Below are 18,699 nucleotides of genomic sequence, written 5' to 3'. Positions count from 1 at the left end.
CCGTCTTCTCCTGGATTTCAGGGTTCTGCGCGTGAACGCACTCCGCCCCGGGATCCTGTAGGGACTCCGGGGCGGATCACGTATGGCCTTACTTGGAGACGACAGCCAGCACGTCGCGTGCCGACAGGATCAGGTATTCCTGACCGGCGTACTTGATCTCGGTTCCGCCGTACTTGGAGTAGATGACGGTGTCACCCTCCTTGACGTCGACCGGGATGCGGTTGCCCTGCTCGTTGACGCGGCCTTCGCCGACTGCGACGACGGTGCCCTCCTGGGGCTTCTCCTTGGCCGTGTCGGGGATGACCAGGCCGGAGGCAGTCGTCGTCTCAGCCTCGTTGGCCTGGACGAGGATCTTGTCCTCGAGCGGCTTGATGTTGACGCTCGCCACGATGAGCCCTCCACTTTGGGGTATCTGGGTCCGAGGAACATCCTCGGACACCTGTTTGAGTGTTCCGTTTACGGCACTTCACACAGCCCCGTCGTCGCGGGTGCCGGAGCTCGATCGGCGCCACTTGGCACTCTATACGTGAGAGTGCCAACGCTCAAGAAGGAGCCCCCGGCTGATCGCGCTCAGCGGAATCCCACCCTCCGGACGGGTTGTCGCCTAAGGTCGTCTGGTGTCTGACATGAACCGGCGTACCTTCCTCACGATTGCCGGACTCGGCGCCATCGGAGCGGTGGGCATCAGCGGACGTCCGTGGGGACTGCAGTACGCAGGCGCCGCCCCCCTTCCCACCTCCGGAGCGGGCACCACGCTCGAAGCGACAGCCGTCCCTCTGGGAACGTCCGGATACCGCAAGCTCGGCGCGGGTCCGGGTTGGCCGACGATCGTGCGCACCGAACTCGCCGAGGCCCGGAACGGCCGCGAAGACCGCCGCACCGCGCTCGCTTCGCTGGTGCAGCTCACGGACGTCCACCTCGTCGATGCCCAGTCCCCGGTGCGGTTCGAATACGTCCATCCCTTCACAGGTTCCGCGTTCCGTCCGCAGGAAACCCTCACGGCGCACGGGCTGGTCGCCCTCGTGCACCGCGTCAACGCTCTCGCCGCCGGCCCCCACACCCAGCGGCCGTTCGACGCGGTCGTGAGCACCGGCGACAACACCGACAACAAAGAATTCGCCGAGTTGAGCTGGTTTCTCACCGCCCTCAACGGTGGCACCATCGTCCCCAACACCGGTGCGCCCGACCGCTACGAGGGCGTGCAGAATTCGGGTGCGGATCTGTACTGGAACCCGGAGTCCCCAATCCAGGACATGTACAAGAAAGCCGGCTTCCCCGAAATTCCCGGCCTGCTCGGAGCGGCGATCGACCCCGTCACCAGCCCCGGACTTCGCACGCCGTGGTACTGCGTCTTCGGGAATCACGAAGACTCCGTCGAAGGCACTGTGCCCAGCGGTATCCCGCCCCTCGACGCGATGTACACCGGTTCACTGAAGTTCGAGGTTCCGGGATCGCCCGAGCAGGCGAAGGCGGTCGACATCGCGACGAAGTACGACCCCGGCGCCATCGCCGGCGTCCTCTCCGCCTTCACGACGCCACCGCGGGTGGTCACCCCCGATCCGACACGAGCCCCGTTCACACCACGCCAGTTCATCGCCGCCCATCTGGATCCGGCCAACACCGGCCCCGGGCCGGTAGGCCACGGGTTCGCTCCCGATGCAGGTGATACGGGAATCGGCTACTACGCCTTCGACATCGCTCCCGGTGTGGTCGGTATCAGCATGGATTCCACCAATCACGCCGGTTTCGTCGACGGCTCATTGGGCGCCGCCCAGTTCCGCTGGATCGAGGACACGTTGCTCGCCGGCAGCAGCGTCTACTACGACTCCGCGGGCGCCCGGGTGTCGCAGTCGCGTTCGGACACCTGGTTCGTCCTCTTCAGCCATCACACGAGCACCACCATGGACAACCTCGTCCCGGACCCGGCCAATCCGACCGAACCCCGAATACCGGCCGCACAATTGGTGAGCCTGCTCCATCGCTTCCCGAACGTGCTCGCCTGGGTCAACGGACACACCCACGAGAACCGGATCACTCCCTGGGCCGGACCCACACCGGAACAGTCGTTCTGGGAGGTCAATACCGCATCGCACATCGACTTTCCGCAGCACGGGCGAATCCTCGAAGTGGTCGACAACGCCGACGGCACGGTGTCGATCCTCACCACCTTGTTCGAAGCCGACAGCCCGTACTCGGTCGACTACACGGACCTGTCCGCGCTCGGACTCGCCTCTCTGTATCGGGAGCTGTCCTTCAACGACATTCACACCGACCCCGTCCGGCTGGGCGCTTCCGTCGACCACAACGTCGAACTGTTGCTGTCGTCGGGTCGTTAGTCACTTCCGTCCACGGGCCCAGCCGACGGCTGCCGCCACCACGCGGATGCCAACGCCGATGAGAATCAGGTTCCCGATGATCTGAACACTGACGACAGCGCGCGACGGATCGGTCGTCGCCGTAATGTCCCCGAATCCCACGGTCGAAAACACCGTCAACGAGAAGTACAGGGCATCCATCCGGCTGAGGGATTCGGAGAAGTATGTCGGGTAACTCTGGGACATCAGGCTGTATCCCACGGCGTAGCCGAGCAGATAGACGGGAAGAATCAGTGCCAGCGCCTCGATGGCCTGCAGGGTGGGCACGTCGGACCGCAGAATCTGCCGGATCTGCCACACGGCGACCAGCAGCACGACGAGCAGTCCCCCCACGAGGAGCGTGATCGTGGAGATGCCGTCGACCGAGGTCCATGGGAGCACGAAGTAGCCCACGCCGCAGAGCGCAACCGTCGCGACCGGGCGCACGAGCCCACGGCGCAGCAGGCGCCGACGATCACGCGGGTCGAGGTTGCGAAACTCGCTGGCATTTCCCATGAAATTCCTCCGGACAACTGCGCAGGTGGGACCGGATATCGAGCGCCATCCTCGTCTCGTCGGAGCGAAACTCGAGAGCGAAAGCCACCAGATTTCTGTAACGTTCGGGTAACGGTCGCCGATTCATGGGGCAGGGATGCTTCTCGTGGAGGGCGTTCCGGGAAAGACAGCAGGGCACGACGCGACAATGTGGGAGGGGGTGTGTGGAATGAATATGTCCTTGGGCATGTCCACGGGTGCTGCCGGAGTCGGTTCCGCCCTCGTCACCACCGACTCCAACGGTTCGCAGAGCGTCGAGTTCCGATACCTGTCGGCCGACGAGGCCCACACCGACCTCGGTGACCTCGTCCGTTCCTCTATCTCCCTCATGACCACCCAGGTGCCTGCCGACCCCACGACCCCCGACGCATTCGCCGTCACGTACCGCACTCCGGAACAGGCCCATTCGATTCGCAGTGCCGTCAGCAGGCAGCGGCATCGTGTGCACCTCGTGCCGGAAGCCGCTGCCACCCTCACGTATCTACGCCACACCGGTGAAATTGCCCAGCACGCGACGGTCGCCATCGTCGACTTCGGCGAGTCCGGTTTGTCGGTCTCGGTGGTCGATCAGGTCGACGGCACCGTGCTGCACGCCGACCGCACCGCGCAGGTGAGCGGCAGCGCGATCGACGATCTCGTGTTCGAGTACGCCGTCGCCAATCTCGCCACCCCCCACCACCTGCGGCATCTCGATCGCGAACTGCTCTCGGAGCGTTGCCGCGTCGCGAAGGAGCAGCTGTCGACCGACCTGAATGCCACGGTCGACGTCGAGTTCCGGGGCATGGCGCCGATCCGCATCAGTCGCAGCGCCTTCGAAGACTCCGCGGCACCGGTGATTCGGGTCGCTGTCGAGTTCATCCGATCCACCGTTGCGGACTCACCACGCGCACCGGAGGCCATCGCGCTGGTCGGGGGCGGAGCGAACATTCCCGCGTTGCGGGCAGCTGTGCGCAGGGCCTTCACTGCCCGTGTCGTCGCCGTCCCCGAACCGGAAACCGCCACCGCCAAAGGCGCCGCACTCCTTGCCGTGTCCAAGGCGATCGAGCAGTACCCGCCCACGGAGTCGACTCGGCCCAGTTCGACGGCCAAGGTGTCCGGCGCACTCGTCGGCGCGTTGGTGGTGGGCGGACTGGTACTGGGATACGGGGTACGTGAACTCGCGCCGGCACCCGACCCCAATGTCGCGCCCGCCGGGAGCGACACCTTCCACACGTCGCAGCAGCACGCGCCCAGTACGGACACACCGGCTGCTACGCGAATTCCGTCGTACGATCCCACACCGACGTCGGACTTCACCCCGGAGCAGGGTGTGCCGACCACGTCGTCGTCCCCGGGGTGGGATCGGAGCGCTGCCCGGATGCCCGACTCCACGACGAGCACAACGCCTCCCACCACGACACCACCGGCGCCGACCACCACTCCCGCGCCGACGCCCCGGCCTCCGACCGATCCCACTCAACCGGATTGGCCGCACATCGAATGGCCGGCTATTCCTCCGCTGTGGCCGCAGGTTCCCGGGGAGTCGACCCCGGATCAACCGAGCCCTGTCGCACCCTTGCCTGGAGAGAGCGCACCGCCCGCTGAGAGTGCGCCACTGCCACCGCCGCCGGAAGGCGCGCCCGCGCCGCTGCCGCCTATCGGTGACGCCGAAGAGGGAATTGCGGTGGTTCCGGCGCCGATGCCCGTGGCGCCGACTCCGGCATTCGCGCCCCCGAGTGTCTTCCCGTTCAGGTGAATACCTGACTGGTGGCCACCGAGAGGCCAGGATCGCTCGCCACGGTGAGCAGTGACGGCGCTGCACCCCCTGCGACGATGTGTGCTCCCAGCGAGGCGATCATGACCCCGTTGTCGGTGCACAACCGCGGTTTCGGCACGCGCAGCGTGAGACCGGCTTCGGCGCACCGTTCCTCGGCGAGCGAGCGGATGCGTGAGTTCGCGGTGGCACCGCCGCCGAGTACCAACGTGTCCACGCCCGTGTCGCGGGCGGCGCGTACCGCCTTCATCGTGAGGACGTCGGCCACGGCTTCCTGGAAGCTGGCGGCGATGTCGGGGATCGAATAGGTCTCGCCGGCACGCTCCTTGGATTCGACATACCGCGCGACCGCGGTCTTCAAGCCGGAGAAGGAGAAGTCGTGCCGCGCGTCCCTGGGCCCGGTCATCCCGCGGGGAAAGGGAATCGCGTCCCGATCGCCGTCTCGAGCTGCGGCGTCCAGTGCGGGGCCGCCGGGAAATCCGAGTCCGAGAAGGCGGGCCACCTTGTCGAACGCCTCTCCCGCCGCGTCGTCCACGGTGGTGCCGAGCTCGGTGATCGGCTTCGCGAGATCCTCGACATGCAGCAGGTGGGTGTGTCCGCCCGACACCAGCAACGCGACGCACGACGGCATCGGTCCGTGTTCCAGGGTATCCACCGCAACATGGCCACCGAGGTGGTTCACCGCATAGAACGGAATATCCCAGGCGGCCGCGTACGCTTTCGCGGCGGCGACACCGACCAGCAGTGCCCCGGCGAGTCCTGGACCGATGGTGACGGCGAGTGCGTCCGGCTTGCTGATGTCCGCTGCGGCGAGCGCACGCCGCATCGTCGGGACGATGGCTTCCAGATGCGCGCGGGACGCAACTTCGGGCACCACGCCGCCGTAGCGGGCGTGCTGATCGACGCTCGAGGCCACCTCGTCGGCGAGGAGCTCGCACGTACCGTCGCCGTTCCACCGGACGATACCGACTCCGGTTTCGTCACACGAACTTTCGATACCCATGACGATCATTGCACCGGCTCCTCACCCGCTCCGGCGCGACGCATGGTGTACGCGTCCGCGCCGCTCGGTTGGTAGTACTGCTTTCGGGTTCCCACGATGTCGAATCCTTCACGTCGATACAGTGCGATCGCCGCGTCGTTGTCGGTCCGCACTTCGAGAAAAACCGGTCCGCCCCGCGCATCGGCCAGTCGGAGAAGTTCGGCCAGAAGCGCTCCGCCGATCCCCCGGCGCATGTACTGCGGGTCGGTCCCGATCGTGTGCACCTCCGCTTCGGGATGTGAAGGGTTGCCCAGCAGGGCCAGTCCGGCATATCCCACCACCCGGCCGGTGTCGGTGCGCGCCACCACGTACCGCACGTGCGGCGCAGCCAGCTCGGCACGGAAAGCAGCTGCACTCCAAGGTCCGTCGCCCGCAAACAGCAGGCGCTCGAGCTCGGCGCACCGCTCGGCATCCGCGGCGACCATGGGTTCGATGGAAAACGTCACTTCGGGCGATCCGCCAATTCGACCGCATCCGGTCGTCGCAGATAGAGCGGAACGAGCGGCTCCGGCACGTCCCCACCGGCCAGCACCGATGCAGCAGCCTCGACCAGACCTGCGGGCGAGGGTGTTTCGACGGGTTCGACCGGGAGGTCGAAGAAGTCGACGTGCGACGGCGACCCCGCCACCACCTCCGACGGCATCGGCTCGAGCTCGCGGGGCTTGATCACGCCGGGCCCTTCCACCCGTCGGCCCGCCGAGTAGCGGGCCCAGTAGACCTCACGGCGGCGCGCATCGGTGACGACGAGGAGATTCCGCTCGCCGTGCACCTGCGCGGCGATCGCGTCGAGGCTGCAGACTCCGTACACCGGTGTGCCCAGGGCATCACCGAAAGCCGCTGCGGTAGCCATTCCGACCCGGAGGCCGGTGAACGGTCCCGGGCCTACCCCGACCACGATCGCGTCGAGATCAGCCGGCCTGTGACCCGACTCGGTAATGCACTCGAGGATGTGCGGCGTGAGGACCTCGGCGTGGGCGCGCGGGTTGACCGTCACGCGCACCGCGAGTGTGTCCACCGCGTCAGTGGGCGCGGATCCTGCCGAGAACCGGACGACTCCGGCGGTCACGGCGGGTGTGGACGTATCGATGGCGAGAACAAGCACGGTATCTGAGGGTACTCGCACGTCAGCACGGCTCCCGCGCCCCGGACCCGTCAGGAAATCCACTCCCACTCGGCGGTGCGCACATCCGACTCGGGCTCGCGGCTCAAGCGCACCCGGAGATGCCGGTCGGCCAACTGCTCGACAATGCCCTCACCCCACTCGACCACGACCACCGCTTCGGCCAGGTCGGTGTCGAGGTCGAGGGCGTCGAGTTCGTCCAAGGCGTGCGGACCGCTGCCCCCGAGACGGTAGGCATCCACGTGCACCATGCCCACCGGAGTCCCGCCGCCGGGACGCACCCCCGGACGATGTTCCCGGGCGATGACGAATGTGGGCGATGTCACTCTTCCCTGAACACCGAGACCGGCAGCAATCCCCTTCGTCAGTGCGGTCTTTCCCGCACCGAGAGGTCCGTCGAGGATGATCAGATCCCCGGGTGCCAAATCCCGGGCGAGATCACGCCCGAATCTTTCGGTGTCGGCGGCTGTCGGTAACACCACGGTCCCGCTCACCGCCAGCACTCTGTCTTCGGCAGACACGAGACCTACCGCCCACCGACATAGGTCCGCACGGTACGCCCACGCACTCCGGTCACCACCTCGTAGTGGATGGTGTCGAGCTTGTCCGCCCACTCCTGGGCGTGTGGCTCGCCGTGATCGCCGTTGCCGAAGAAGACAGCGGTGTCGCCCTCGCGGACGCCGCCGCCGTCCGGTCCGAGGTCCACGACGACCTGGTCCATGCACACCCGTCCGATCCCCGGACGACGCTCCGAACCGAGCAGGACTTCGAATCGTCCGCTGAGCGAACGGGGAAGCCCATCGGCGTACCCGAACGGCAACAGCGCCACCACGGTGTTCCGCGGCGCTATCCACTGATGGCCGTAGGACACGCCCTCACCTGCAGCCACCTTTTTCACCAGCGCGACGCGCGAACGCAGAGTCATCGCAGGACGCAGCCCGAATTCGCCGAGTTCGGGGGCTGGCGACAGTCCGTAGATCGCAATGCCGGGGCGCACCATGTCGAAACGAAGATCCGGGCGCGTGAGAGTGGCCGCGGAGTTGGACAGGTGCACCACCTCGGGAATCAGTCCGTGGCGTTTGGCGTCGGCCACGGCGCTCGACAACCGGTGACACTGGGCATCGATCACCGCATGATGCGGCTCGTCGGCGTGCGCGAGATGCGAGAAGATGCCTCGGAGCCGTACCGCGCCCTCGGCCTGTGCATGCGCCAAGTCGATGAGAACCTGCGCCAACTCGTCGGGCGCGACGCCATTGCGGTTCAATCCGGTGTCGACCTTGATCGTCACGGTCGCCGGGGTGCCTACCTCCCGTGCCGCGGCCACGACGGAGGCGAGGTGCCGCGGTGACGACACCCCGAGCTCGACGTCCGCTCGAATAGCGGGGGCGAAGTCTGCGTCGACGGTGTGCAGCCAAGCGAGGATCGGTGCGCCGATACCTGCCCGGCGCAACGTGAGGGCCTCCGAGACCGTTGTCACGCCGAGTTCCGCCGCACCGGCCGCGAGCACCGCGCGCGCCACGGGGACGGCGCCGTGGTTGTAACCGTCCGCTTTGACAACGGCCATCACCGCCGCGTCGCCGGCTTTCTCGCGCAAAATTCCGACGTTGTGCGCAATAGCGTCCAGATCGACCACTGCTTCGGCCTGCGGGGCCGGCGTCGCGTGGGCGGAATCGGCGGGCTCGACCCGGCCGTGTTCGTCCGACGGTACTGCTTCGGCAAGCGTCATACCTCCGATCCTGCCATTCACCGATGGACCGCCATTTCCTCGGGTGACACACCTGCACGGAGAACTCTGATCGACTCCCTCAGATGAGCGAGCAGATTTCCTGCGGAGATCGGCGCCGTCCCGCGTCCCGCTGCGAGATCTCCCCGGCCACCGCGAGCCGCCACGTTCGCCGCGAGCGAGTGCGCGCGTGCCCCCATCGCAGCCGCCCGGTCCGGGACTGTCCCCGCGGCCAGCAAGGCACCCACAATGCCCGCCAGAACGTCCCCGGCACCCGCCGTGGCCGACCAGGAACCGCCCGCCTCGTTGACGAATACCTGCCCACCCGGCGCCGCGATCACCGTGGCGCGGCCCTTGAGGAGGATGTACGTCCCCCACTCCGCCGCCAGCGACCTGGCGGCCGCGACTCTGTCCGGTCCGGGATCGCTTCCGGTGATGCGTGTGAACTCACCTGCATGCGGGGTAAGGAGGGTGGGCGCCGACCGGGAGCGCACCAGGCCGGGGTCTTCGGCCAGCAGGGTGAGACCGTCCGCATCCACGAGGACGGGAACGTCGGTGTCCAGCACGGCCCGCAGGGCACGACGTGCCGCATCGTCGGTGCCCATACCGGGACCCACCACCCACGACTGGACCCGTCCCGCTTTCGCGACGTCCGTCGTCGCGATCACCTCCGGCCAGTGAGCCAGCACCTCCGACGCGCCCGGACCTGCGTAGCGGACCAAGCCGGACGTGGCCGAGACGGCGGCCCCGGTGCACAACACTCCCGCGCCGGGATACTGCTCACTCCCGGCGACCACGCCCACGACGCCCTGCGAATACTTGTCGTCGTGCGGACCGGGCACCGGCCATGCCCCTCCCACTTCGGTCGCATCGAGCGACGTGATCCCGGCATCACCGAGCGTCAACCCGATGGGTATCACCTCGACGCGCCCGCACTGCGCCGCAGCCAGGACATGTACCGGTTTCAGCGCACCGAACGCCACGGTGACCGCCGCCCGTACCGCGGGCCCCTCGACGGCACCCGTCACCGGGTCCACCCCGCTGGGCAGGTCCGCAGCAATGATCGGCGCCTCCATGGACGCGACCAGAGTCGCCGCGTCAGGGCGCAGAGCTCCCCTCCCGGATATCCCGACGATCCCGTCGATCACCAGGTCGGGCGTGCCGACTTCCTCGAGCGCGCGGGCTGTTCGTCCGCCTGCTCGCCGGAAGGCCGCCAGTCCGGCCCGATGCGCCTTCTCGGGTTTCAGCAGCACGGCGGTGACCCCGACTCCACGCTTACGCAAGAAGGTGCCGGCCCAGAGGGCGTCGCCTCCGTTGTCCCCGGAACCGACCAGCAGCAGCACGGCCCGCCCGGCGACTCCCCCAGTCCGCGCGCGCAACTCCGCAACCACCACGCCCGCGAGTCCGTGCGCTGCGCGTCGCATCAAAGCGCCGTCGGGAAGGGATGTCAGCAGCGGCGCCTCGGCCGCTCGGATCTCGTCAGGGGTGTAGTAGCCCCGCATGGGCACTCCTCGTCCGGAACGGTCGGTACCGAGGCAAGACTACGCTCGACGGCATGCGTGAACGTGCAAGGTCCCGGATCGTCGGAGTCGCTCTGGCCGCAAGCATTTCGGCCGCGGGTGCCCTCGCCGGCTGCAGTTCGGAATCCGCCGAGGTGAACGAGCAGCCCAGCGGTCCGGTCGTCGAGGTCGCCGGCATGGCCTTTTCGCCCGCCCGGCTCACGGTCCGGGTAGGTGAAACTGTCACCTGGAATTTCGACGATCGCGGCGTCACCCACGACGTGGCGGGCGTCGGTGAGGCGAAGGGTGTACTGCGCAGTCCCCTGATGCAGACGGGCAGCTTCACCTACAACTTCACCGAGCCCGGAACCTACGAGTACACCTGTTCCCTGCACCCCGACATGCGCGGCACCATCGTCGTCACCTGAGCGGAGCCGTTATTCGACCGTGACGGACTTCGCGAGATTTCGGGGCTTGTCCACGTCGTACCCGCGCGTCTGCGCGACCTCGGCGGCGAAGACCTGCAACGGCACGGTCGACAGCAACGGCTGGAGTAACGTCGGCGCCGCCGGAATCTCGATCAGGTGGTCGGCGAACGGCCGCACGGCCTCGTCGCCTTCCTCCGCGATCACGACGGTCCGCGCACCGCGCGCCTGAATCTCCCGGATGTTGCTCAGCAGCTTCGAGTGCAGCACCGCGCGACCCTTGGGAGAGGGCATCACGACGATGACCGGCAACCCGTCCTCGATCAACGCGATCGGGCCGTGCTTGAGTTCGCCGGCGGCGAAGCCCTCGGCGTGCATGTACGCCAGTTCCTTGAGCTTCAGCGCGCCCTCGAGCGCCACCGGGTAACCCACGTGCCGGCCGAGGAACAGCACCGTCGACGACGACGCCAGTTCCCGAGCCAACGCACGGACCGGACCCACCGTCCCGAGGACCCGGCTCACCAGCTCCGGCATCGCCTCGAGATCTGCGTACTCGCGCGCCACCTCGTCCGGGTACTTGGTGCCGCGAGCCTGGGCCAGTGCCAAACCGACGAGGTAGTTCGCGGTGACCTGCGCAAGGAACGCCTTGGTCGACGCCACGCCGATCTCCGGACCGGCACGGGTGTAGAGAACCGCGTCGGCTTCGCGGGGAATCTGGGCTCCATTGGTGTTGCAGACCGCGAGGACGCGCGCCTTCTGGTCTTTGGCGTGCCGCACCGCCTCGAGGGTGTCGGCAGTCTCACCGGACTGGGAGATCGCCACCACGAGCGTCGAGCGGTCGAGGACGGGGTCGCGGTAACGGAACTCGCTGGCCAGCTCCACCTCGACAGGCAGCCGGGTCCAGTGCTCGATTGCGTACTTGGCGAGCAGACCCGAGTGGTACGCGCTGCCGCACGCGACGACGAAGACCTTGTCGACGTCGCGTAGCTCCTGATCCGACAACCGCTGTTCGTCGAGGACGATCTTGCCGTCCGAGAAGTGCCCGAGGAGAGTGTCGGCGACGGCAGCCGGCTGCTCTTCGATCTCCTTGAGCATGAAATAGTCGTGGCCACCCTTTTCGGCTGCAGCGAGATCCCAGTCGATGCGGAACGGGCGGCCCACAGCGACCGTTCCGTCGAAGTTGAGGATCGAGTAGCCGTCCGCGGTAATGGTCACCACCTGGTCCTGGCCCAGCTCGACCGCATCCCGGGTGTGCTCGATGAATGCCGCGACGTCGGAGCCGAGGAAGGTCTCGCCCTCACCGACACCGATGACGAGCGGAGTCGAACGACGCGCGGCCACGATGATGTCGGGATGGTCGGAATGGGTGAAGACGAGGGTGAATGCTCCCTCGAGGCGGCGGAGCACACTCAGTGCGCTCTCCACGAAGTCCCCGGCGGTCTCACCGGACGCATAAGCCCGCGACACCAGGTGCACCGCGACCTCGGTGTCGGTGTCGCTGGAGAGGTCGACGCCCGCCTGCTCGAGTTCGGCGCGCAAGGGCGCGAAGTTTTCGATGATGCCGTTGTGTACGACGGCGACGGTTCCGGTCGTGTCCCGGTGCGGATGGGCGTTCCGGTCAGTCGGGCGACCGTGCGTGGCCCACCGGGTATGCCCGATCCCCGTGTGCCCGGCGAAATTCTCGGCACCCACCTCGTCGAGTTCGGCCTCCAGGTTCGACAGACGACCGGCCTTACGCTCGACGGCCATCCCGCCCTTCCCGTCGAGCACGGCGATCCCTGCAGAGTCGTATCCGCGGTATTCCATCCGCCGCAAAGCCTCCACTACAACAGACAGAGCCTGCCGGTGGCCGACGTATCCCACGATTCCGCACATGGTTCATCAGGGTACTTGGACCGGACGGTGCGGCGAAGTCGGACACCAACGCGACGCGGGGACCGGGGACTCCGTCCCTGTGTGGTCGGCGCGGGGACTCCGTCCCTGTGTGGTCGGCGCGGGGACTCCGTCCCTGTGTGGTCGGCGCGGGGACTCCGTCCCTGTGTGGTGATCGGATAACGTTCTCTCCGTGGCGCCGAAACTGAAGAACCTGGCCCGTGAACTGTCGAAGCGGGGACCGCACCGCGTGCTGCGGGGAGACCTCGCGCTGGCTGGACAGCCGGGAGTCGTCTATACACCCGAGTCCGGCTTCAACTTGCCTGCGGTGGCGTTCGCGCACGGGTGGATGACCGGAGCTGACCACTACCGGAACACGCTGGAGCACCTTGCGTCCTGGGGCATTGTCGTCGCGGCGCCCAACAGTGAGCGGGGCCCGGTGCCTTCACACCTGGGCCTCGCGACCGATTTGCGGGCCACTCTCGACATCTGTGTCGGTGTCCGGCTGGGACCCGGCCAGATCAGTGTTCAGCCGGATCGAGTGGCCTTTGCCGGCCACGGTATGGGTGCGGGCGCGGCGGTGCTCGCCGCAGCACAGCGTGACGTGACCGCGGTGGCCGCGTTGTTCCCGGCGCCGACCGCCCCGAAGGCGGAGAAGTATGCGCCCAAGATCACAGTTCCGGGGCTGATCGTGGCGGGCGCGGATATCGACACTATGAACAGCAACGCCAAGGCCCTCGCCGAGGCATGGGGCGGCGAATCCGTACTGCGAGCCGTGGACGGCGCAACGGATTCGGGGTTGACCGAGGGGCGTCGACTTCTCGGTGCACTCGGCATCGGTGGATCCGAGCGCAAGACGCAGCAGGTGACGCGGGCGTTGCTGACCGGGTTCCTGCTCTACGAACTGACTAATGACAAGAAATACGCGGCCTTCGCGGACGCCGAGGCGCACATCCCCCGCACCACGGTCGTCGATCCGCAGGAGATCAATACGGACGCCGGCTTCCAGGGACTGATTCCCCACATCTGAGCGTTCTTCGACGGCTCCGGCTGTTCCGGCGTTACTCGACGAGCCAGCTCCGGGGGCGATAGAACTCGTCGTCGTCCTCGGCTGCGCTGCGACGAGGCGCGACCGCGTCCGCCGCCGTGCTCGTGTCTGCGGGGCGCCCCGCAAGCTGCCGTCGTCGCGTGGCTTCTGCCTCGTCTCGCACCCGCTGCTCCTCCAGTCGTCGTCGAAACAGCGCGAGTTCCGCCCTCATCTGCGCACGTCGAGCGCGCAACTGTGCGGCCCGCTCGCTCACAGCGGTCCGGCCTCGGCGAGTTCTGCGCCGCTGTCGAGCGCCGCCGACGGGCCGCTGGCAAGCTCCGGTGCAGGTGCAGGTGCGGGTGCGGGTGCGGGTGCGGGTGCGGGCTGAGGCTCAGGGACTGTGAGCGTTTCCGGAAGCGGCTCGTTCTGCACGGTCACGGGCTGCGGACCAGGTGCGGTGGTGGGCTCCGGTGGCGGCGGCTCGGCCTCGTGATGTTCAGGTTGGCCGACGTCGGGAGCGGCGGGCGGTCTGGCGTCGACAGCGCCGGTCTGCGGCACGTCGGTGCCGGACGCGGGCTCGGGCGCAGCCGCCGCCTGGTGCAGCGGGTCCTCCCCCGAGCGGGTTTCTGCGAAAATCTGAGGCAGGCCGTTCGGACCGATCTCCACACCGAAGCGCGACGTAGCGCCTTGGCCGTCGATGATGTCGAGGTGAACTCCGGCACCGTCTTCATCGACGACCAGAGTCCATGACTTGCCGTCGAGCTTCAGCTCGAGGCTCTTGTCCGAAGTGGTCGACACCGCTTGTCCGCCCTCGCCGCCAACACCCGGATCGCGCTCGTCCTCGAGGTCGGGCTCCTCCTCCGCCCTCATATCCCCGTCATCGTCCCGACGGGTGAGAGCCGACACCGCGTCCTCTATCAGTGGACGGATGAGCGACCCCAGGTCGCCGAGTCCACCGGCCAATCCCTGCACCGCCCCGGGGAGGTCGCCGAATCCGGTCATGCCCCCGATGCCGGGCACACCGGCAAGACCCGGCACACCGCCAAGACCTGGCACACCGCCGAGACTCGGCAGCACGGGAGGAGAGGCCGCGGGCAGGGACGTCGCGGGTTCGGTGTGTACATCCCGCGTTCCCACTCCTACGTCCCGAACTCCTAGGTCCCGAACTCCTAGGTCCCGGCCTCCGTTGCCGGAACCGATCGGCGCCGTCATCGGTGCCGGGTGGGCGGTGCCACTCGGAGTCGTTCCCGTCGGCGAACTCCATTCCGACGGTTGCCCAGCGAATCCCCCAGGCGCGGTGACAGTGGGTGCACCACCGGCAGGAGCTGTCGGCGCAGCGTCGACGGGAGTGCTCGGGGCGTTGAGAGGAGGCGAAGCGGGAGAGTGCCCCGGAGCGGTGCGATCCACGGAGCGAATATCGCTGTCCGACTGCAACATTCCGGCTTCGGCGATCACCGCCGCATACGACGCTTCCATGGTGTCTGCGCAGGCCTCGCACGCGGCCGCGAATTCGCGCTGTTTCTCTTCGTAGACCGGCCGGAAGTGCGCGTCGAGCCACGCGCGGGCAATACCTGCCGCGCGCTTCACGACGTCGTCTCGGTCGAGCCACCGCAGAGCGCCGCCTCCCCCGTCCTTGTACAAGCCGTTGATGTGCCGGTAGTCGTCGTCGGCAAGTTCGGGGAACCAGTACGACGCGTCTTCCATGCAATCCTTGGCGACGGAGTTGTCTCCATCCCGGCCGTACACGGCGATGTCGGCCAGCACTGCGATTTGGGCGGCGCTGTATCCCGCGACAGTGGACTGGTGCAGCGACACCACCCTGTACGCCTTGTCCGTCACTGCGGCGCTGAGGGTGAGGTTCGCTTCGAACAGCACGTCGACCAGTCCGCGTAACCGGTCGACATCGACCACTGCCCGGGCATTCCGGCGGCCCGAGGCATCGATTGCGGCGGCGGCTGCATCCCCACTCCACGCGGCGCTGACCGCAGCAACACACGCCTCGTGCTCCTCGAGTTCCCTGCGTGCAGAGTCGAGGGTGTGCTGCAGCGTGTCGATGTCCCGGCCCAGCACGTGAAGGTTCATTCCCCGCTCGGCGTCGAACCGCGCGTGGTACTCGGTGATCGCGCGGCCGTCGTACTGAAGCTTCTGTGCGGCAGGAAGGAACATCTCGAAGAACTCGAGCCCCCGTGCTCCGAGGTCCAGCATGTCGTCTGGGACATTGAGCGAATCCGGTCGCAGACAATCCTCCAAGTGGAGGCGGTCGGCGGCAGCAGATCGGGCATCGCTCCCATCCGCGAGGAGTGCGATGTAACGCTCGTCGGCGGACGGCGTGCGTTCGCGTCTGTCGATGCCGTACGCGTCGAAGTAGGGCTGCCACAACGCCACATCCTCTTCGCGGGACGAGGCCCAGGCCTGAAGGAGCTGCTCCTTGTAGTCGCGGCTCAGCGTCGGATCGTCCATCAACGAAGCCGGATCCGTCGTCACGGAAGCACCCGGTCGAGGCCGTCGGCAAAGGCACCGTCCGTGCCTGCATAACGCGTGGCGCCGGCTCGGAAGTTGTTACCGATGGCCTCCGTGTCGGTTGCCCACTCGTCGAGTGCCACGGACACGACTGCGAGTGCGTTCCGTAGCTCGTCGCCGAGAGCACAGTAGTCGCGTCCGGCCTGCACACCGCCGAACTCCAACCGGCCGGCGTCGATTGCCTCCTGCCTCAGCACCTCCGCTGAGCGCACCATCCGCGCGCCAACGCTCGCCACCGCCCTGACGTCGACCTCGAGTCCATCGCTCATGCCCCCACCCTCTCTTCACGACCTACTGCTTTAGACGCGCCGGCGCGCCGATCGGTTCCCCACACCGACCGATTCGCTGCGCCACTCAGACCGAGGCGACCGTACCTGCCAGCTTGTCGGCGAGGCGTTGAGCCAAGTCGAGGTCCGCTGCCTCCACCATCACGCGCACGAGCTGTTCGGTTCCGGAAGGTCGCAGCAGGACACGACCCTGATCACCCAGCGTCCGCTCCGCCGCCGCCACGGCATCCAGAACGACGGGGGATGCGGCCACGGCACGCTTGTCGGCGACTCGCACATTGACCAGCACCTGGGGAAGGGTCGTCATCGCCGATGCCAGTTCCGCGATCGGCCGCCCCGTCTGTGCCATTCGGCCCATCAATCGCAGGCCGGTCAGAATCCCGTCACCGGTGGTACCGAACGCGGGCAACACGACATGCCCCGACTGCTCACCGCCGAGAGTGAAACCGCCCGCCCGAAGTCCTTCGAGCACGTAGCGGTCACCGACCGCGGTGGTGATCAGCGAAATACCCGCCTCGCGCATTGCGATGTGTAACCCCAGGTTGCTCATCACAGTGGCGACCAGCGTGTTGTCGACCAACTCGCCGCTGTCGCGCATGCCGAGGGCCAGGACCGTCATGATGGCGTCACCGTCCACCAGGGAGCCACCGGCGTCGACGGCGAGGCAGCGGTCCGCGTCCCCGTCGTGCGCGAGGCCGAGGTCTGCGCCATGCTCCACCACGGCCTTCTGCAGGCTCTCGAGGTGCGTGGAGCCGCAGTTGTCGTTGATGTTGAGCCCATCCGGCTGGGCGTTGATCGCGATGACCTTCGCGCCGGCGGCGCGGTAGGCGGTCGGCGCCACAGCCGAGGCGGCGCCGTGCGCGCAGTCGACCACGACGGTGAGGCCGTCGAGGCGGTGAGACAGGGCCGTGGCCAGGTGTTGCAGATACCGATCGGCGGCGTCCGCCACCACTCGCACGCGCCCGATGCCGGCTCCGGTGGGCGCTCGCTTGGTCGTCGTGCCGACGGCGACCGATTCGATACGGTCCTCGACTTCGTCGTCGAGCTTGTGCCCACCCGCGGCGAAGATCTTGATTCCGTTGTCGGGCATAGGGTTGTGCGAGGCGGAGATCATCACACCGAGTGCAGCGTCGAGCTCTGCTGTGAGGTAGGCCACCGCAGGAGTGGGGAGAACGCCGACGTTCAAGACGTCGACACCCGCCGACGTCAAACCGGCGACAACGGCTGCTTCGAGCATCTCGCCGCTGGCCCGCGGGTCACGGCCGACCACAGCGGTGGCACGCCCCGAATCCGCTGATGCCAGCACCGTGGCAGCGGCCGATGCGATCTGCAACGCCAATTCGGCGGTCAGCTCTGTATTCGCCAGCCCGCGAACCCCATCCGTCCCGAACAACCGCCCCATAGACCAGACCCCTTGTACCTCGGAAACCACTACATCTCGGATAAAGCGCGAGAGCAGGCGTCCGGTAACGATGGACGCCTGCTCTCGGGAAGAACAGGTGCCGAAGCCGTCCCCTGAGGGCGGCTTCGGCGACACATCAGCGCTTGGAGTACTGAGATGCCTTACGGGCCTTCTTCAGGCCGTACTTCTTGCGCTCGACGGCGCGGGCGTCACGGGTAAGGAAGCCGGCACTCTTGAGCGCCGGACGGTCCTCGGGGGTGACCTCGATGAGCGCGCGGGCAATGGCGAGACGCAGTGCGCCGGCCTGTCCGGACGGTCCGCCACCGTGGAGCAGGGCGACGATGTCGAACGACTCGGCACGCTCGACCGTGACGAGCGGGGCCTTGATCAGCTGCTGGTGCACCTTGTTCGGGAAGTAATCCTCGATGGTGCGGCCGTTGAGCTTGAACTGGCCGGAGCCCGGGGTCAGACGGACGCGGACAACCGCTTCCTTACGACGACCGACGGTCTGGATGGGCCGATCGATCACGATCGGGGCCTGCGGAGCAGCAGCGGCCTCGATGTCCTCGGCAACCTCGGGCTCTTCGACGGACACGTACTCGTCCGCCGCGACCTCGACAGCCTCGGTGATCTCTTCGGGATTGGACACGTTCTGCTCCTCCGGCGACGTCACTGGGCCACCTGCTTGATCTCGAATGGCACCGGCTGCTGCGCGGCGTGGGGGTGGTTGGGGCCCGCGTAGACCTTCAGCTTGCTGCTGATGGCGCGACCCAACTTGTTCTTGGGGAGCATGCCGACGATGGCCTTCTCCACGAGGCGGTCGGGGTTCTTGTCGAGAACCTCGCCGACGGAGCGGGACTTGAGACCACCGGGATGTCCGGAGTGGTGGTACAGGAACTTGCCGTCACGCTTGTTGCCGCTGATGGCAACCTTCTCGGCGTTGATGATGACGACGAAGTCGCCGCCGTCAACGTGCGGTGCAAAGGTGGGCTTGTGCTTGCCGCGCAGCAAGTTGGCTGCTTGGACGGCAAGGCGGCCGAGCACCACGTCAGTGGCGTCGATGACGTGCCACGTGCGGGTCACATCTCCGGCCTTCGGGGTGTACGTAGACACAGAACTT

19 protein-coding genes are annotated in these 18,699 nt (G+C 67.3%); 4 read left to right on the top strand and 15 right to left on the bottom strand.

Going from position 1 to position 18,699, the window contains the following annotated elements; translation table 11 throughout:
- Window positions 1-88: 88 nt before the first annotated feature.
- On the bottom strand, window positions 89-388 hold the full coding sequence (gene groES / locus L1080_RS05700; RefSeq protein ID WP_003940763.1) for a co-chaperone GroES: 300 nt from the start codon (window positions 386-388) through the stop codon (window positions 89-91).
- Between the two features lie 229 nt (window positions 389-617).
- On the opposite strand from groES, the gene L1080_RS05695 reads away from it, so the two are divergent.
- Complete coding sequence (locus L1080_RS05695; RefSeq protein ID WP_250769014.1) at window positions 618-2,336, top strand: TIGR03767 family metallophosphoesterase; 1,719 nt, start codon at window positions 618-620, stop codon at window positions 2,334-2,336.
- On the opposite strand, the gene L1080_RS05690 is transcribed toward L1080_RS05695, so the two are convergent.
- Window positions 2,337-2,870, bottom strand: a complete 534-nt coding sequence (locus L1080_RS05690) for a potassium channel family protein (protein ID WP_250769011.1) — start codon at window positions 2,868-2,870, stop codon at window positions 2,337-2,339.
- Window positions 2,871-3,078: 208 nt separating this feature from the next.
- Between L1080_RS05690 and L1080_RS05685 the strand changes: the two genes are divergently transcribed.
- Window positions 3,079-4,644, top strand: a complete 1,566-nt coding sequence (locus L1080_RS05685; protein ID WP_159925681.1) for an Hsp70 family protein — start codon at window positions 3,079-3,081, stop codon at window positions 4,642-4,644.
- On the opposite strand, the gene tsaD is transcribed toward L1080_RS05685, so the two are convergent.
- From tsaD to L1080_RS05655, 6 genes are read right to left on the bottom strand one after another with little or no spacing between them, the layout of a single operon-like run.
- Complete coding sequence (gene tsaD / locus L1080_RS05680) at window positions 4,637-5,674, bottom strand: tRNA (adenosine(37)-N6)-threonylcarbamoyltransferase complex transferase subunit TsaD (protein WP_159925679.1); 1,038 nt, start codon at window positions 5,672-5,674, stop codon at window positions 4,637-4,639. The genes L1080_RS05685 and tsaD overlap by 8 nt on opposite strands.
- Entirely contained in the window at window positions 5,671-6,150 is a 480-nt protein-coding gene (gene rimI, locus L1080_RS05675; protein ID WP_159925677.1) for a ribosomal protein S18-alanine N-acetyltransferase, read from the bottom strand. Before rimI ends, tsaD begins: the two co-directional genes overlap by 4 nt.
- Window positions 6,147-6,806: a tRNA (adenosine(37)-N6)-threonylcarbamoyltransferase complex dimerization subunit type 1 TsaB gene (tsaB, locus tag L1080_RS05670; protein ID WP_250769008.1), complete on the bottom strand. Its 660-nt coding sequence runs from the start codon at window positions 6,804-6,806 to the stop codon at window positions 6,147-6,149. Before tsaB ends, rimI begins: the two co-directional genes overlap by 4 nt.
- 50 nt (window positions 6,807-6,856) lie before the next feature.
- Entirely contained in the window at window positions 6,857-7,345 is a 489-nt protein-coding gene (gene tsaE, locus L1080_RS05665) for a tRNA (adenosine(37)-N6)-threonylcarbamoyltransferase complex ATPase subunit type 1 TsaE (RefSeq protein WP_159925673.1), read from the bottom strand.
- A gap of 5 nt (window positions 7,346-7,350) precedes the next feature.
- Window positions 7,351-8,550 carry an alanine racemase gene (alr, locus tag L1080_RS05660; protein ID WP_250769005.1) on the bottom strand — a complete coding sequence of 400 codons (1,200 nt, stop codon included), beginning with the start codon at window positions 8,548-8,550 and terminating at the stop codon, window positions 7,351-7,353.
- 17 nt (window positions 8,551-8,567) lie between these two features.
- Complete coding sequence (locus L1080_RS05655; protein WP_159925669.1) at window positions 8,568-10,049, bottom strand: NAD(P)H-hydrate dehydratase; 1,482 nt, start codon at window positions 10,047-10,049, stop codon at window positions 8,568-8,570.
- A gap of 53 nt (window positions 10,050-10,102) precedes the next feature.
- On the opposite strand from L1080_RS05655, the gene L1080_RS05650 reads away from it, so the two are divergent.
- Window positions 10,103-10,474: a cupredoxin domain-containing protein gene (locus L1080_RS05650; protein ID WP_159925667.1), complete on the top strand. Its 372-nt coding sequence runs from the start codon at window positions 10,103-10,105 to the stop codon at window positions 10,472-10,474.
- A gap of 9 nt (window positions 10,475-10,483) precedes the next feature.
- Here L1080_RS05650 and glmS read toward each other — a convergent pair whose 3' ends face one another.
- Window positions 10,484-12,346, bottom strand: coding sequence for a glutamine--fructose-6-phosphate transaminase (isomerizing) (gene glmS, locus L1080_RS05645; protein WP_159925665.1), 1,863 nt, complete (start codon window positions 12,344-12,346; stop codon window positions 10,484-10,486).
- Between the two features lie 190 nt (window positions 12,347-12,536).
- Here glmS and L1080_RS05640 point away from each other — a divergent pair, with 190 nt between their 5' ends.
- On the top strand, window positions 12,537-13,373 hold the full coding sequence (locus L1080_RS05640; protein WP_159925663.1) for a poly(ethylene terephthalate) hydrolase family protein: 837 nt from the start codon (window positions 12,537-12,539) through the stop codon (window positions 13,371-13,373).
- 31 nt (window positions 13,374-13,404) lie between these two features.
- Here L1080_RS05640 and L1080_RS05635 read toward each other — a convergent pair whose 3' ends face one another.
- The 6 genes from L1080_RS05635 to rplM form a co-directional block, all read right to left on the bottom strand.
- Window positions 13,405-13,554 (bottom strand): hypothetical protein, encoded by a 150-nt coding sequence (locus tag L1080_RS05635; RefSeq protein WP_250769001.1) that lies wholly within the window; start codon window positions 13,552-13,554, stop codon window positions 13,405-13,407.
- 86 nt (window positions 13,555-13,640) lie between these two features.
- Window positions 13,641-15,854: a hypothetical protein gene (locus L1080_RS05630; RefSeq protein ID WP_250768998.1), complete on the bottom strand. Its 2,214-nt coding sequence runs from the start codon at window positions 15,852-15,854 to the stop codon at window positions 13,641-13,643.
- The gene (locus L1080_RS05625) at window positions 15,851-16,159 is read right to left on the bottom strand and encodes a type VII secretion target (protein ID WP_159925655.1); all 309 of its coding nucleotides are present in this window, start codon (window positions 16,157-16,159) and stop codon (window positions 15,851-15,853) included. The genes L1080_RS05630 and L1080_RS05625 overlap by 4 nt, the downstream gene beginning before the upstream one ends.
- An 85-nt stretch (window positions 16,160-16,244) precedes the next feature.
- Window positions 16,245-17,579, bottom strand: coding sequence for a phosphoglucosamine mutase (gene glmM, locus L1080_RS05620; protein ID WP_159925654.1), 1,335 nt, complete (start codon window positions 17,577-17,579; stop codon window positions 16,245-16,247).
- A gap of 136 nt (window positions 17,580-17,715) precedes the next feature.
- The gene (gene rpsI / locus L1080_RS05615; RefSeq protein ID WP_159925653.1) at window positions 17,716-18,252 is read right to left on the bottom strand and encodes a 30S ribosomal protein S9; all 537 of its coding nucleotides are present in this window, start codon (window positions 18,250-18,252) and stop codon (window positions 17,716-17,718) included.
- Window positions 18,249-18,692, bottom strand: a complete 444-nt coding sequence (gene rplM, locus L1080_RS05610; protein WP_109331545.1) for a 50S ribosomal protein L13 — start codon at window positions 18,690-18,692, stop codon at window positions 18,249-18,251. The genes rpsI and rplM overlap by 4 nt, the downstream gene beginning before the upstream one ends.
- Between the last annotated feature and the right edge of the window lie 7 nt (window positions 18,693-18,699).

Source organism: Rhodococcus sp. MSC1_016 (assembly GCF_023667485.2).
Taxonomy (GTDB): Bacteria; Actinomycetota; Actinomycetes; order Mycobacteriales; family Mycobacteriaceae; genus Rhodococcus_F; species Rhodococcus_F oxybenzonivorans.
Note: the sequence above shows the minus strand (reverse complement) of the source record. Positions and strands in the feature narration are given on the sequence as shown.